The 14328-nt window shown below is 71.8% G+C and carries 16 protein-coding genes; 11 read left to right on the top strand and 5 right to left on the bottom strand.

The features are described 5' to 3' along the window. Positions 1-39: 39 nt before the first annotated feature. Positions 40-534, bottom strand: a complete 495-nt coding sequence (locus tag AB0I91_RS08820; RefSeq protein WP_053719386.1) for an Lrp/AsnC family transcriptional regulator — start codon at positions 532-534, stop codon at positions 40-42. Between the two features lie 75 nt (positions 535-609). On the opposite strand from AB0I91_RS08820, the gene hppD reads away from it, so the two are divergent. The 3 genes from hppD (at position 610) to AB0I91_RS08805 (ending at position 2520) form a co-directional block, all read left to right on the top strand. After that, entirely contained in the window at positions 610-1791 is a 1182-nt protein-coding gene (gene hppD / locus AB0I91_RS08815) for a 4-hydroxyphenylpyruvate dioxygenase (protein ID WP_499636206.1), read from the top strand. A 194-nt stretch (positions 1792-1985) separates the two neighbouring features. Further along, positions 1986-2216 (top strand): hypothetical protein, encoded by a 231-nt coding sequence (locus tag AB0I91_RS08810; protein ID WP_498774155.1) that lies wholly within the window; start codon positions 1986-1988, stop codon positions 2214-2216. A 31-nt stretch (positions 2217-2247) separates the two neighbouring features. After that, a complete protein-coding gene (locus tag AB0I91_RS08805) occupies positions 2248-2520 on the top strand; it encodes a DUF2277 domain-containing protein (protein WP_498774153.1) in 273 nt (90 codons plus the stop codon). A 67-nt stretch (positions 2521-2587) separates the two neighbouring features. Here AB0I91_RS08805 and AB0I91_RS08800 read toward each other — a convergent pair whose 3' ends face one another. The 3 genes from AB0I91_RS08800 to AB0I91_RS08790 form a co-directional block, all read right to left on the bottom strand. Continuing rightward, entirely contained in the window at positions 2588-3739 is a 1152-nt protein-coding gene (locus AB0I91_RS08800; RefSeq protein WP_499618417.1) for a cystathionine gamma-synthase, read from the bottom strand. Positions 3740-3825: 86 nt separating this feature from the next. Further along, a complete protein-coding gene (locus AB0I91_RS08795; protein WP_498774149.1) occupies positions 3826-4908 on the bottom strand; it encodes an RDD family protein in 1083 nt (360 codons plus the stop codon). 160 nt (positions 4909-5068) lie between these two features. Beyond that, positions 5069-6439 (bottom strand): cystathionine beta-synthase, encoded by a 1371-nt coding sequence (locus AB0I91_RS08790; RefSeq protein WP_498774148.1) that lies wholly within the window; start codon positions 6437-6439, stop codon positions 5069-5071. A gap of 98 nt (positions 6440-6537) precedes the next feature. On the opposite strand from AB0I91_RS08790, the gene AB0I91_RS08785 reads away from it, so the two are divergent. From AB0I91_RS08785 to AB0I91_RS08775, 3 genes are read left to right on the top strand one after another with little or no spacing between them, the layout of a single operon-like run. Continuing rightward, the gene (locus AB0I91_RS08785; protein ID WP_498774147.1) at positions 6538-7317 is read left to right on the top strand and encodes an SGNH/GDSL hydrolase family protein; all 780 of its coding nucleotides are present in this window, start codon (positions 6538-6540) and stop codon (positions 7315-7317) included. A gap of 56 nt (positions 7318-7373) precedes the next feature. Further along, positions 7374-8594, top strand: coding sequence for an acetyl-CoA C-acetyltransferase (locus tag AB0I91_RS08780; RefSeq protein WP_499636202.1), 1221 nt, complete (start codon positions 7374-7376; stop codon positions 8592-8594). A gap of 55 nt (positions 8595-8649) precedes the next feature. Further along, complete coding sequence (locus AB0I91_RS08775) at positions 8650-8862, top strand: hypothetical protein (RefSeq protein WP_499618421.1); 213 nt, start codon at positions 8650-8652, stop codon at positions 8860-8862. A gap of 84 nt (positions 8863-8946) precedes the next feature. Here the strand turns inward: AB0I91_RS08775 and AB0I91_RS08770 are convergent, their stop codons facing one another. Continuing rightward, positions 8947-9747, bottom strand: a complete 801-nt coding sequence (locus AB0I91_RS08770; protein WP_498774142.1) for a Bax inhibitor-1/YccA family protein — start codon at positions 9745-9747, stop codon at positions 8947-8949. Between the two features lie 249 nt (positions 9748-9996). On the opposite strand from AB0I91_RS08770, the gene AB0I91_RS08765 reads away from it, so the two are divergent. The 5 genes from AB0I91_RS08765 to pqqC all read left to right on the top strand — a co-directional run bounded on the left by AB0I91_RS08765 (position 9997) and on the right by pqqC (position 14322). Beyond that, a complete protein-coding gene (locus tag AB0I91_RS08765) occupies positions 9997-11427 on the top strand; it encodes an MSCRAMM family protein (RefSeq protein ID WP_499636199.1) in 1431 nt (476 codons plus the stop codon). Between the two features lie 11 nt (positions 11428-11438). Next, complete coding sequence (locus AB0I91_RS08760; RefSeq protein WP_499618425.1) at positions 11439-12140, top strand: class F sortase; 702 nt, start codon at positions 11439-11441, stop codon at positions 12138-12140. 61 nt (positions 12141-12201) lie between these two features. Continuing rightward, the gene (locus AB0I91_RS08755; RefSeq protein ID WP_499636196.1) at positions 12202-13371 is read left to right on the top strand and encodes a polysaccharide deacetylase family protein; all 1170 of its coding nucleotides are present in this window, start codon (positions 12202-12204) and stop codon (positions 13369-13371) included. Positions 13372-13449: 78 nt separating this feature from the next. Beyond that, positions 13450-13545: a pyrroloquinoline quinone precursor peptide PqqA gene (pqqA, locus tag AB0I91_RS08750; RefSeq protein ID WP_077008179.1), complete on the top strand. Its 96-nt coding sequence runs from the start codon at positions 13450-13452 to the stop codon at positions 13543-13545. A 102-nt stretch (positions 13546-13647) separates the two neighbouring features. Beyond that, the gene (gene pqqC, locus AB0I91_RS08745; protein ID WP_498774640.1) at positions 13648-14322 is read left to right on the top strand and encodes a pyrroloquinoline-quinone synthase PqqC; all 675 of its coding nucleotides are present in this window, start codon (positions 13648-13650) and stop codon (positions 14320-14322) included. The last annotated feature ends 6 nt before the right edge of the window (positions 14323-14328 follow it).

The raw sequence follows: 14328 nt of genomic DNA, 5'->3' as shown, positions 1-14328 counted from the left end.
CGGGGTGGCCGCCCTTCTGCTGTCCGTCACCTGATCCGGTCACGTCACGCGTTCCAGCAGGGGCCGCACGCGGGGCGGGACCGGGGTGGAGAGCGCGATCGACGTGGACAGCCGCTGCACGCCCGGCACGTCCACGATCGAGTCGATCACCCGTTGCAGGTCGGCGTTGGACCGGGCCACGACCCGCGCGAACAGGTCGCCCGGCCCGGTCGTCGCGTGCACCTCGCACACCTCGTTGATCGCGGCCAGCCCCTGCGACACCTCGTGCCGCCGGCCCTGGGCGATCTCCAGCACGGCGAACGCGGTCAGCCCGTAGCCCATCGCGGCCAGGTCGAGCGCGGGCGGGAAGCCCGTCAGCACGCCGCGCGCCACCAGCCGGTCCAGCCGGGCCTGCACCGTGCCGCGGGCCACGCCGAGGCGCCGTGAGCACTCCAGCACGCCCAGCCTGGGCTCGTCGGTGAGCAGCAGCAACAGCCGTGCGTCCAGAGCGTCGACGGCCTGGTCAGAGTGTTCAGCTTGCGGGTCCGAAGGCATGAACCACTGTACAAGATGACCAGCAGAACACTGGACTGTTGCGCACCCTGACCAGCATTCCACATGCTGTGAGGTATGACGCAGCAGCTTGACGACGTGAGCTACGACCAGCTCCGCCAACTCGTGGGCCTGGTCGACTACGACGGGACGCGCGACCCGTTCCCCGTCCGCTCTATGGACGCCGTGGTCTTCGTGGTCGGCAACGCGACCCAGACCGCGTGGTTCTACCAGGTCGCCTTCGGGATGCAGCTCGTCGCGTACTCCGGGCCGGAGACCGGGCAGCGGGACCACAAGTCCTTCGTGCTCAAGTCCGGCTCGGCGCGGTTCGTGATCAACGGCGGCGTGCGGCCGGACAGCCCGCTGCTCGACCACCACCGCAAGCACGGTGACGGCGTGGTGGACCTCGCGCTGGAGGTCGCCGACGTGGACCGGTGCATCGAGCACGCGCGCGCCCACGGCGCGACCGTCCTCGAAGAGCCGCACGACCTCACCGACGAGCACGGCACCGTCCGGGCCGCGGCCATCGCGACCTACGGCGAGACCCGCCACACGCTGGTCGACCGGTCGGGCTACCGCGGGCCGTACCTGCCCGGGTACGAGGCGCGGGAGAGCACGGTCGTGCGGCCGGCGGGCGCGCCGAAGCGGTTGTTCCAGGCGGTCGACCACTGCGTGGGCAACGTCGAGCTCGGCCGGATGGACCACTGGGTGGAGTTCTACAACCGGGTGATGGGCTTCGTGAACATGGCGGAGTTCATCGGCGACGACATCGCCACCGACTACTCGGCGTTGATGAGCAAGGTCGTCTCCAACGGCAACCACCGGGTGAAGTTCCCGCTCAACGAGCCCGCCGTGGCCAAGCGCAAGTCGCAGATCGACGAGTACCTGGAGTTCTACGAGGGCGCCGGTGTGCAGCACATCGCGCTGGCGACCAACGACATCGTGGCCACGTTGACCGCGATGCGGGCGGCGGGCGTGGAGTTCCTGGAGACGCCCGACTCGTACTACGACGACCCGGAGCTGCGGGCGCGCATCGGCGAGGTGCGCGTGCCGATCGAGGTGCTCAAGGAGCACCGGATCCTGGTCGACCGGGACGAGGACGGCTACCTGCTCCAGATCTTCACCAAGCCGATCGGCGACCGGCCGACCGTGTTCTACGAGCTGATCGAGCGGCACGGGTCGCTCGGCTTCGGCAAGGGCAACTTCAAGGCGCTGTTCGAGGCGATCGAGCGCGAGCAGGAGCGCCGGGGCAACCTCTAGCTCCTCGGCTCCGCCGCGGCGGGAACCGCCGGGCGACGCCTCGCGTTGTGACGGCGACGGGCCGGTCCGGGCACCCCCGGCCGGCCCGTTCGCGTCGGATCCTGTCGTAACGCTGACGAAGCCCGTACCGCACGCGCCGGGACCGGTACCCTCGGTGCGGGGTCGTCTCACACAGCATTCACCTGGAGGGTGGCATGGCGCTCGCGGCACGGGTCACCGCGGTGCTCCCGCTCGTCGGAGCGGTGGCCACCGCCGCGGCGTTGACCGGCGCGGCGTTCTTCACCGTGGCCCACGCGGGGTGCGCGGACACGGGCCGGTTCGTGGAGCGCGACGGCGTGGTGGAGTTCGTCGGCGGGTGCGTGGACGGGCACGACCTGCCCGCCGTGCCGCGGGTGGAGAACGCGCGGTACGACGTCAAGCCCTGACGTTCGCGGGCGCGTGGGCGATAGTGGACCCATGTGTCGCAACATCAGGGTGCTCCACAACTTCGAACCGCCCGCCACCGAGGACGAGGTCCGCGCGGCGGCCGTCCAGTACGTGCGCAAGGTGAGCGGGTCCACGCGTCCGTCGGCGGCGAACCAGGCGGCGTTCGACGCGGCCGTCGAGGCGGTGGCCGAGGCCACCCGCGTGCTGCTCGAATCGCTGGTCACGCAGGCCCCGCCCCGCGACCGCGAGGTCGAGGCCGCCAAGGCGAAGGAACGCTCCGCCGCCCGCTACGGCCCCCGCTGACCCCGCGTGTCGAACCCTCGCGAGGGCTGAGGGTTCGACACGCGGGACGCGGGGTTCGGCTCGCGGGTCAGTCGAGGGCGGCCAGGAGGTCGGCGACCAGGTCGTCGGCCGATTCGATGCCCACCGAGAGGCGGACCAGGTCGGCGGGGACCTCCAGCAGGGAGCCGGCGGTGCTGGCGTGGGTCATCCGGCCCGGGTGCTCGATCAGGGACTCGACGCCGCCCAGCGACTCGGCCAGGGTGAACAGGCGGGTGCGGGCGCAGACGTCGAGGGCCGCCTGCTCGCCGCCCGCCACGCGGAACGAGATCATCCCGCCGAACCGGCGCATCTGCTTCGCCGCGACCTCGTGGCCGGGGTGCTCGGGCAGGCCCGGGTAGTACACGCGGGTCACCTTCGGGTGCCGGACCAGGGCCTCGACGACCTTCTCGGCGTTGTCCGAGTGCTTCTCCATGCGCACTTCGAGCGTCTTGATGCCCCGCAGCGTCAACCACGCGTCGAACGGCCCCGGCACGGCGCCCGCGCCGTTCTGCAGGAAGCCGAACTGCGCGTCGAGCTCGTCGTCCGACGTGATCAACGCCCCGCCGACGACGTCCGAGTGCCCGCCGACGTACTTGGTCGTCGAGTGCAGCACGACGTCCGCGCCCAGCTCCAGCGGGCTCTGCAGGTACGGCGAGGCGAACGTGTTGTCGACCACGAGCAGCGCGCCCGCCGAGTGCGCCACCTGCGCGAGCAGCGCGATGTCGGCGATGTTGAGCAGCGGGTTGGTCGGCGTCTCGATCCACACGACCTTGGTGTTCGGCCGGATCGCCGCGCGCACCGCGTCCACGTCGGACAGCGCGGCCGGCGTGTGCTCGACGCCCCAGTGCGACAGCACCTTGTCGATCAGCCGGAACGTGCCGCCGTACGCGTCGTTCGGGATGACGACGTGGTCGCCGGGGCGGCACATCGCGCGCAGGGCCGCGTCGGTCGCGCCCATGCCGGAGGCGAACGCGCGCGCGTGCCGCCCGCCTTCGAGCGCCGCCAGGCACTCCTCCAGCGCGGCACGGGTCGGGTTGCCGGTGCGGGAGTACTCGAAACCGCCGCGCAGCCCGCCGACGCCGTCCTGGGCGTAGGTGGACGTGGCGTGGATCGGCACGATGACCGAGCCCGTGGTCGGGTCGGGGTCCTGCCCGGCGTGGATAGCCCTGGTCGCGAAACCGTAGTGGCCGGTGTCCGTCATGCGTCTAGGGTACGGCGGCGGAAAACGCAACCGCCCGTCGGCCGGAAGGCCGACGGGCGGTCGGGTGAATCGGTGTCCGACCTAGGTCACCACTGCTGCGGCGGCTGCTGGCCGTACGGGTTCTGCTGCTGCGGCTGGCCGTACGGGTTCGACGCGGGCGCCTGGCCGTACGGGTTGGCCTGCTGCTGGCCGTAGCCGCCGGGGTAGCCGCCGGGAGCCGCGCCCGCGGGGGCGTTGACCACGATGGTGCCCAGGATCTTGTCGGCCCACGTCTGCTTCTTGGCTTCCCACAACGGCGCGAACCAGCCCGCGTAGCAGGGCAGCGAGTCGACGAAGTGGCACAGGTGGCGCACGAAGGCGTTGCCGAAGCCGATCGGCTGCCCCGTCTCCTCCTTGATGAGCTTGATCTTCGCGACCTTCTTGCCCATCGACTGGCCGGTGGTGCCGGCCAGGTACCAGGAGTTGTAGATCATGAAGCCGATGAGGCCGACGTACCCGATGCCGCTGAGGATCAGCGCGAGCGTCGGGTCACCGGTCGCCGCGCCGATGCCGGCGAGGATGCCGACGATCACGCCCGGCGCGACGTAGTCGATCAACGCGCCGATCGCCCGGCTGCCCCACTCCGCGTAACCCCCTGACGGCGCACCGTAAGCGGGCTGCGCGGCGTACGCCTGCTGGGCGCCCCACGCCTGCTGCTGTTGCTGCGGCTGGCCGTACGGGTTCGACGCGGGCGCCTGGCCGTAAGGGTTGGGCTGCTGCTGGCCGTACTGCTGAGGCTGCTGCGGCTGGCCGTACGGGTTCGACGGCGGCTGCTGCCCGTACGCCTGCTGCTGGCCGTACTGGGCGGGCTGCTGCTGCCCGTACTGCGGCGGCTGCTGGGCCGGGAACGCGCCGGAGCCGGGCTGCTGCGCCGGCTGACCGTACGGGTTGGACCCGGGCTGCTGCGTCGCGCCCGGCGGCACGACCTGGGTCGCGTCCGGGTTCGACTGGGGCTGCTGCGGTCCGGAGGGCACGACCTGGGTCGCCTCCGGCGGCGGGAAAGCAGGGGGCTGGCCGCCGCCTGGCACGACCTGCGTCGCGTCGGCGTTCGGGGGCTGGGCACCCTGCCCCTGCTCCTGCTGGTTTTGACCGCCGAACTGCTGGTTCCCTGGCGGCTGCGGAGCGTTCATCGGAGTTTCCAACCCCCTTGGCACGGGCCGTAGGTGTATGAGTCGGTGGCCAACGCTAGCGGATGCCGGTCCCCCGGCCACGCACAACCGGTCAACCTGTCCCGATCCGCGATGAGGAACGGGACACGTCGACCGCGTCCGGGGGCCGGCCGGCAACCGGTCAGCGACCGGCGAGGAAACCCAGGATGTCCTGCCGGGTGACGACTCCGGCCGGCTTGCCGTCCTCCAGCACCAGCGCACCGTCCGCTGAGGACAGTGCCGACATCGCGGAGCTGATCGACTCGCCGGCGCCGATCGTCGGCAGCTTCAACGACATGTGCCGGTCGAGCCGGTCGGTCAGCTGCGCCTTGCCGGTGAACAGCGCGTCGAGCAGGTCGCGCTCGTTGACCGCGCCCGCCACCTCGGCCGCCATCACGGGCGGCTCGGCGTTGACCACCGGCATCTGGGAGACGCCGTACTCGCGCATGATCGCGACGGCCTCGGCGACCGTCTCATTCGGATGGCCGTGCACGAGGTCGGGCACCGTGCCGTCCTTGCGCCGCAACACGTCGCCGACCGTCGCGCCGGACGTGTCGGGCGACAGGAAGCCGTACTGCGCCATCCACTTGTCGTTGAACACGCTCGACAGGTAGCCGCGCCCGCCGTCGGGCAGCAGCACGACGATCACGTCGTCCGGGCCCGCGGTCTCGGCCACCCGCAACGCCGCCGCGACGGCCATGCCGCACGAGCCGCCGACGAGCAGCCCCTCCTCGCGGGCCAGGCGCCGGGTGATCTCGAACGAGTCGCCGTCGCTCACCGCGACGATCTCGTCGCACACGTCCCGGTCGTAGGCGTCCGGCCAGAAGTCCTCGCCGACGCCCTCCACCAGGTACGGCCGGCCCGTGCCGCCGGAGTAGACCGAGCCCTCGGGGTCCGCGCCGATGATCTTCACCCGGCCCTCGGAGACCTCCTTGAGGTAGCGGCCCGTGCCGGAGATCGTGCCGCCGGTGCCGACGCCCGCGACGAAGTGCGTGATCCGGCCCTCGGTCTGCCGCCACACCTCCGGACCCGTGCCGTGGTAGTGGCTGGCCGGGTTCTCCGGGTTGGCGTACTGGTTGGGCTTCCACGCGCCGGGAATCTCGGCGACCAGGCGGTCGGAGACGTTGTAGTAGGAGTCGGGGTGCTCCGGCGCGACCGCGGTCGGGCACACCACGACCTCGGCGCCGTAGGCCTTGAGCACGTTGCGCTTGTCCACGCTGACCTTGTCCGGGCAGACGAAGACGCACTTGTAGCCCTTCTGCTGGGCCACGAGCGCGAGGCCGACGCCGGTGTTGCCCGACGTGGGCTCGACGATCGTGCCGCCGGGCTTGAGCTCGCCGCTGCGCTCGGCCGCCTCGACCATGCGCAGCGCGATGCGGTCCTTCACGCTGCCGCCGGGGTTGAGGTACTCGACCTTGGCGAGGATGAGCGGCCGGCGTCCCTCGGCCACCGCGTTCAGCTTCACCAACGGCGTGTTGCCGACCAGGTCTACGACGCTCTCGACGTACTCCACGACGGACCTTCCACTTCTTGAGATGACTCGCTGAGCGTATATCGGTGGCGCGGCGCCCGGCCCGGTGGACGATGGGCATCGGGAGAGCGGAGGGTCCGATGCGGGGGTTTCGGCTCCTCGCGGTGGTCGCGGGGGCGTTGGGCGGGTTGACCGGAGTGGCGTACGGGCTGGTCAGCGAGCAGTCGCGGCGGGCGCGGGTGGTGATCGGGGCGCCCGCCGAGCCGCCGTTGCGCGCCGACGCCGTGTACGGGGACGGCGACGGGACGCCGGTGCGGTTCGCCGTGCTCGGCGACTCGATGGCGGCCGGCCTCGGGGTGGACGACCCGGCCGAGCTGCCGGGCGTGGTGCTGGCGACCGGGATGGCCGACGAGGTGGGCGTGCCCGTGCGGCTGGAGACGTACGCGATCTCCGGGTCCACGACCCGCGACCTGGCGGCGCAGGTGGACCGGGTGGTGGCCGACCCGCCGGACGTGGCGCTGGTGATCATCGGCGCGAACGACGTGACGACGCGGCTGTCGATCGCGGGGTCGGCGGCGTTGCTGGGCGCGCAGGTGCGGCGGCTGCGTGCGGCGGGGGTCGGCGTGGTCGTCGGCACGTGCCCTGACCTGGGCACGGTGCGGCCGATCGCGGAACCGGCGCGGTCGGTGGCGCGGGAGTGGTCGCGGCGGTTGGCGCGGGCGCAGCGGGTCGAGGTGGAACGGGCGGGCGGCGTCGCGGTCGCGATGGGCGACCTGCTCGCGGCGGAGTTCCGGGCGCGGCACGCCGACTACTTCAGCCGGGACCGGTTCCACCCGAGCGCGGCCGGGTACGAGGCGGCGACCTCGATCCTGCTGGCGCCGCTGTGCGGCGTCCTTCGTCACGAGTGGTGGCCGCGCTGAACGGGCGTTAACTAGGCTGCACGTCACACGTTGCGGCGAAACAAAGGAGTTCCGTAATGCCTGAGGCCGTGATCGTCTCCACCGCCCGGTCGCCCATCGGGCGCGCGGGCAAGGGCTCGCTCAAGGACGTGCGGGGCGACGACCTGACCGTGCAGGTCCTCAAGGCCGCGCTGGCCAAGGTGCCGCAGCTCGACCCGAACGACATCGACGACCTCATGCTCGGCTGCGGCCTGCCCGGCGGCGAGCAGGGCTTCAACATGGGCCGCGTGGTGTCCGTGCTGGCGGGCTACGACACCGTGCCCGGCACGACGGTGACCCGTTACTGCGCGTCGAGCGTGCAGACGACCCGGATGGCGCTGCACGCGATCAAGGCCGGCGAGGGCGACGTGTTCATCAGCGCCGGCGTGGAGACGGTGTCGAGCTTCGCGCGCGGCTCGTCCGACTCGTGGCCGGGCACGCACAACCCGGCGTTCGCCGACGCGGAGGCCCGCACGGCGGCCGTGGCGGAGTCCGGCGCGTCGGAGTGGGTCGACCCGCGGCGCAACGGGCAGGTGCCCGACATCTACATCGCCATGGGCCAGACGGCGGAGAACCTGGCGCTGGCCAAGGGCGTGACGCGGCAGGAGATGGACGAGTTCGGCGTGCGGTCGCAGAACCTCGCCGAGAAGGCCATCGCCAACGGCTTCTGGGCGCGCGAGATCACGCCCGTGACGCTGCCGGACGGCACGGTCGTGTCGGCCGACGACGGCCCGCGGCCGGGCGTGACGATCGAGGGCGTGTCGGGGCTCAAGCCGGTGTTCCGGCCGGACGGCCGCGTGACGGCGGGCAACTGCTGCCCGTTGAACGACGGCGCGGCGGCGCTGGTGATCATGAGCGACGTGAAGGCGAAGGAGCTGGGCATCACGCCGCTGGCGCGGATCGTGTCGACCGGCGTGTCCGGGCTGTCGCCGGAGATCATGGGGCTCGGGCCGGTCGAGGCGTCGAAGCGGGCGCTGGCGCTGGCCGGGATGTCGATCTCGGACATCGACCTGGTGGAGATCAACGAGGCGTTCGCGGCGCAGGTCATCCCGTCCTACCGGGACCTGGGCATCGACCTGGACCGGCTCAACGTCAACGGCGGCGCGATCGCCGTGGGCCACCCGTTCGGGATGACCGGCGCGCGGATCACCACGACGTTGATCAACTCGCTGCAGTTCCACGACAAGCAGTTCGGCCTGGAGACCATGTGCGTCGGCGGTGGCCAGGGCATGGCGATGGTCGTCGAGCGGTTGAGCTGAACCGCGTCACGATTACCGTTACCCGTCGTCCTACCCTTGAGTAGGGAGGTGTCGGGTGACGATGCCGTACGTGTGGTGGCACAGCGGGTACGACCGGCTGTGCCACGCGTTCGCCGTGGAACAGGCCTCGGAGGCGTACTTCGAGGCGGCCTGCGCCCACTCCGTGCCGCCGGAGCACGTGCTGCGGTCGCGGAGCGGGACGTTGTGCGTGCCGTGCCTGGTCGAGGTCGGTTCGGCGATGGAGGACGACCACACCTGGCGCGGCTGAACGGCCTGGGGCGACTGAACGCCCGACACGCGCGAAGGGCGCCGCCGGCGGTGGCCGGGGCGCCCTTCGGGTGCGCGGGTGGTGCTAGTCGTTCTGGAAGTACGACAGCAGGCGCAGGATCTCCAGGTACAGCCAGACGAGCGTGGTCATCAGGCCGAACGCCGCGAGCCAGGCGTACTTGGCGGGCATCGCGCCGCGGATCATCTCGTTGGCCGCCTCGAAGTCCAGCAGGAAGCTGAACGCCGCGATGCCGATGACCACCAGGCTGAAGATGATCGCCAGGGTGCCGCCGTCACGCAGGCCCATGTTCACGCCGAACATGCCCATGACCAGGTTGCCGAGCATGAGCACGACCGCGCCGACGGTGGCGCCGATGATCCACTTGGTCAGGCGCGGGGTGACGCGGATCGCGCCCGTCTTGTAGACCACGAGCATCGCGCCGAAGACGCCGAAGGTGCCCAGGATCGCCTGCCAGGCGATGCCGGGGAAGATCGCCTCGAACACACCGGTGATGGCGCCGAGGAACACGCCCTCCGCCGCCGAGTAGGCGAGCACCATCGGACCGCTGGGCGTGCGCTTGAAGATGATGATCAGGGCCAGGACCAGCCCGATGAGCATGCCGGGCACGGCGAGCGCGAACGGCGCGACCTGGCCGGAGAGCACCAGCCACGCCGAGACGAACCCGGTGAGGATGGCCACACCGAGCGTCGTCGCGGTCTTGGTGACCACGTCGTCGATCGTGATGGGGCGCTCGCCGGTGGTGGGCGGCGCGCCCTGGTAGCCGCCGTGCTGCTGCGCCTCGTAGGGCTGGCCGAAGCCTGCGTAGTTACCGCCACCGCCGCTGGTCGGCAGGTTGCGGAACGCGGGGTTGCTGGTGGTACGCACCTCGTCCTCCTGTGGCGTGCTGACGCCGTCACGGGGTTCAACGACCACACGAGTCGATCGGTTCCCGTCGGGTAAAAGCGACTTTACTCGGGCTGTCGATCTCGAATCCACACCCCGCGCTGCGGAGCGTAGTCGCCGTTCCACCCCGCTGGTGGCTTGTCGACGTGATCTCGGACCCGTAAGGCTCAGTCCCGGCAGCTCTCACCGACCGGCGACGCCCAGCGGCGCGCCCGAGGGGTTCAGGACGACATGGTGTGGAGACGACTCGCCGGCGCGGCGCTCGCGGCCGGTCTGGCCCTGCTGGCGGCGCCCGTGACCGCGACCTCGGCCGGGGCTCAGCCCGTGGTGGAGAAGGGTCCGGGGCACGAGACCGAGGCGCAGGGGTACCGCGACAAGCCGGCGGGCGGCGACTGGCTCGGCGCCTACAAGTGGCGCGGTCAGCTCGTGTGGTGCGTGCAGTACTCGCTGCTCGCGCCGGACAGCAGGGTGGAGTACAAGGAGGGCGACGAGCTGCTCTCCAAGGGCGGCGCGCGGCTCGCCGACGACGTCGCGGGCAGCATCTCGTACCTCCTGTTGAGGTACGCGAACACCCGGTCGGATGACGAGGCCGCGGCGCTGGCGCACCTGCTCCACACGTGGACGGCGTACGAGGACCCGGCCCGCGGCATCTCCCTCGACCCGAACAGCGACTTCCGGCACATCGCCTACCACGCCGACTTCCACTTCCAGCAGCTCGGGCGCTTCGGCCAGGCCCAGCAGGCGGTGGGCAGGCTGGAGGCCGAGGCGGCGGCCAACCGCGGCCCGTGGGCGGCCAAGGTGAGCGCTCCCGAGAAGGAGCAGGTCATCGGCACGCCCGACACGTGGGTGGTGGACATCACCAAGACCGACGGCGCGCAGGTGGCCGGCGCGCCCGTGACCGTGGAGCTGGCCGACGCGACGCTGGAGTCCGGCGCCGCCACCGGCGAGCTCACCACCTCCACCGACGGCAAGGCGCTGGCGGTGCGGGTCGTGCCGACCGGGCCGAACCCGTCGGTCACGGTGAAGCTGGACAGCCCGGCCGACCGGCCCAAGGTCCACGTGCCCGCCGACGACGACATGCAGCGGATCGTCACCACCGGCGGCGAGAAGAAGCTGACCGCGAACGCGTCGACGACCGCGAAGACGCCGCCGGGCGTGGTGAAGGTCGCCAAGACCGACGCGGAGACCGGCAAGGCGATCGCGGGCGTGGCGCTGAAGGTGACCGCGGCCGACGGCTCGCAGCCCGCGAAGCGGCAGGACGACACCGCGCTGACCGGGCCCGAGGGCACGCCGGTCGTGCTCCAGACCGCCGCCGACGGCACCGCGACCGTGCCCGACCTGCGCACGCCGCAGGAGGTCTGCCTGATCGAGGTCGCGCCGGCCAAGGGCTACGAGGAGTTCTTCGACCCCAACGCCCCGCCCAAGGTGTGCGGGACCGTGGAACCGGGTCAGACGCTGGCGCTCGCGTTGACCAACAAGCCGGACAAGCCGGTCGTCCCGATCACGATCCAGGCCGGTTCCCAGGGCGCGGGCGTGGTCGCGAGGGCCGCGTACACCACCGAGGTGTCGACCGGCGCGCTGGTCGGGTTCGGCGGCGTGGTCCTGATCGGCGCGACGCTGGTCGGCCTGGTCGTGCGGCGACGGGCGACCGCCCGCCGGTGAGGTCCGCGTCCGTGCTGAAGATCGTGCTGACGGGCGCGGCGGTGGCGGCTCTGCTCGCCTCCGCCGCGCTCGTCTCCACCCGGCCGCCGGACGTCGTGCTCGCGGGCCGGCCGGTCCCCGGTGACGCCGTCGTGCCGCACCCGTTGGGCGACAGCGCGCGCTCCGGGCGCGGCGTCGACCTGGCGGGCATGCCGGCCGGCGCGAACCCGCCCGCGTCACCGCCGCCGGCGACGACCACCACGACTCCTCCGCCGCCCGCCGAACCGCCCAAGCAGCAACCGGGGACGGTGCGGCTGCCCGAGGGCGGGTTGGCGACCCTGGTGCGCGAGGAGGTCACCGCGGACGGCACGCTGCCGATCCCGGAAGGCGTCGGCGAGGCCACGTGGTGGGGCGTCGACCTCGGCGCGGACGAGGGCGCGACGGTGCTGGCCGGGCACGTGGACTGGAAGGGCGTGACCGGGCCGTTCGACGAGCTGTGGCGCATGGCGGTCGGGCAGGAGGTGACCGTGGTCGACACGGCGGGCCGGGCGTTCCGGTTCCGGGTCAGCCGGGTCGAGGCGGTCCGCAAGGACGCCCTGCCGGCACGGGCGGTCGAGCTGTTCGGTCCGCGCGGCGGGCACCGGCTGGTGCTGGTGACGTGCGGCGGGCGGTGGGTCGGCGGCGACACCGGCTACGAGGAGAACCAGGTCGTGACGGCGACGCCCGTGCCCTGACCCGGGCGCGGTCGGCGGTCTTGTCACAGCGAGGCAACCTCCCGCTACTTCTCGTCGTCTTGTGGTTGTGAAGCGATGGGGCTGGCTGAGCACGGGCGTCGCGCTGGCACTCACCCTGGTGGTGCTGGCCGTCCTGGGAGCCCGTGAATCCAGACCGGGCAACGACGTGGGCGACCTGGCCGCGCCGCTGCCGATGGCGCCGCGCGCGACCAGCGGCACCAGCGCCGCCGCCGCGCCGGCCGTGCCCGCCGCGGCCTCTCCCCCGGCGTGGATGCGGCGCATGCAGCCCGGCGAGAAGCCGCCGCAGTTCGTGCTGTTCTCGTTCGACGGCGCCGCGTCCAAACCGCACTGGGACCGGATCATGCCGATCGCCGCGCAGGCGAACGCGCACGTCACCGGCCTGTTGTCGGGCGTGTACCTGGTGCCGACCGATGACCGCGGCACCTACACCGGCCCCGGGCACCAGCCGGGCTACTCCTCCATCGGGTTCGGCGGCAGCCGCGCGGACGTGGACCTGCGGATCGGCTACCTCAACGCGGCCATCGACGCGGGCCACGAGATCGGCACGCACTACAACGGCCACTACTGCCTCGGCGACGAGCCGAACGTCGGCACCTGGAACACCGACCAGTGGAACCGGGAGCTCGACCAGTTCTTCGCGATCGTGGAGAAGGCGCGGCAGCGCGGGTTCAAGCTGGACCCGACGGCCGTGCGCGGCGGGCGCACGCCCTGCCTGGAGGGCCAGTGGGGCCAGGCGTTCCCGGCGATGCGCGGTCACGGCCTGGCCTACGACACCAGCCACGTGAGCCTCGGGGTGGTGTGGCCGTTCGTGCACGAGGGCCTGTGGGAGTTCCCCATGCCGGAGGTGCGCGTGCCCGCGCTGGGCAAGCAGGTCGTGATGATGGACTTCAACCTCTGGTACGCGCTCAACGGCGCCAAGGAGGAGCCCGAGAAGGCCGGTGACTACACCCGGATCGTGCTGGACACCTACCGCTCGGTGTACCAGTCCGCGGTCAACGGCAACCGCGCGCCGATCGTGATCGGCAACCACTTCAACGAGTGGGCGGGCGGCGCGTTCAGCAACGCGGTGGAGGGGTTCCTCGGCGAGGTGTGCGTCAAGCCCGAAACGGTGTGCGCCACCTATACAGAGGTGATCCAGTGGATGCAGTTGCAAGATCCGGTCGTGCTGGAACAGTTGAGGCGCATACCCGCCGCACGGAACTGGAACTAGCGCGGTAGCCGCCGCAAGCTCTACGGTGGGTTACCGCCGCCCCACGGAGAAGCACCACGCATCCGAGGAGTAGAGCGCATGACCACCGAGCCCGAGAAGCGCACCTGGGTCAAGCCCGATTTCCGGGACGTCGACACCCCCATGGAAGTCACCGCTTACGCCGCTCGCAGTTGAGCCCGCCGCCGCGCCCCGCCGGCCGCGCGTCGGCGGGGCGCGGCGCCCGCGTACCGAGAGGTGCCCGCCGCCGTGCCCACTCCCGAGTCGTCCGGCTCCCCGATGTTGACGCCGGACGAGTTCACCGCGCGCCTGCGCGCCCTGTCACCCCTCTACTGGGACCGCCACCCCTTCCACCTGCGGCTGCACGAGGGCCGGTTGAGCAAGCACGAGCTGCAGCTCTGGGCCGCCAACCGCTGGTACTACCAGCAGGCGATCCCGCGCAAGGACGCCGCGATCCTGGCCAACTGCCCGGACGTCGAGGTCCGGCGGGTGTGGCGGGAGCGGATCGTCTGGCACGACGGCCGCGGGCCCGGCGACGGTGGCGCGGAGAACTGGCTGCGCCTGGCCGAGGCCGTCGGGCTGACCCGCGAGGAGGTGCTGGACGAGCGGCACGTGCTGCCGGGCGTGCGGTTCGCCGTGGACGCCTACGTGACGTTCGCCCGCACGCGGCCGTGGGTGGAGGCGGTGGCGTCCGGGCTGACCGAGATGTTCTCCCGCGGGCTGATGGCGCGGCGGCTGGTGGACATGCGCGAGCACTACCCGTGGATCGCGGAGGAGGGCTTCACCTACTTCACCACCCGGCTCAAGGTGATCGCCGACGAAGGGAAGTCCACTGTGGACATCGTGGTGCGCAACTGCCGCACGCGCGAGCAGCAGGAGGCGGCGGTCGCCGCGCTGGCGTTCAAGTGCGACGTGCTGCGGGCGGTGCTGGACGCCGTGGACTACTACTCGTGACGGAGC

Source organism: Actinosynnema sp. NPDC049800 (assembly GCF_040656635.1).
GTDB lineage: Bacteria > Actinomycetota > Actinomycetes > Mycobacteriales > Pseudonocardiaceae > Actinosynnema.
Note: the sequence above shows the minus strand (reverse complement) of the source record. Positions and strands in the feature narration are given on the sequence as shown.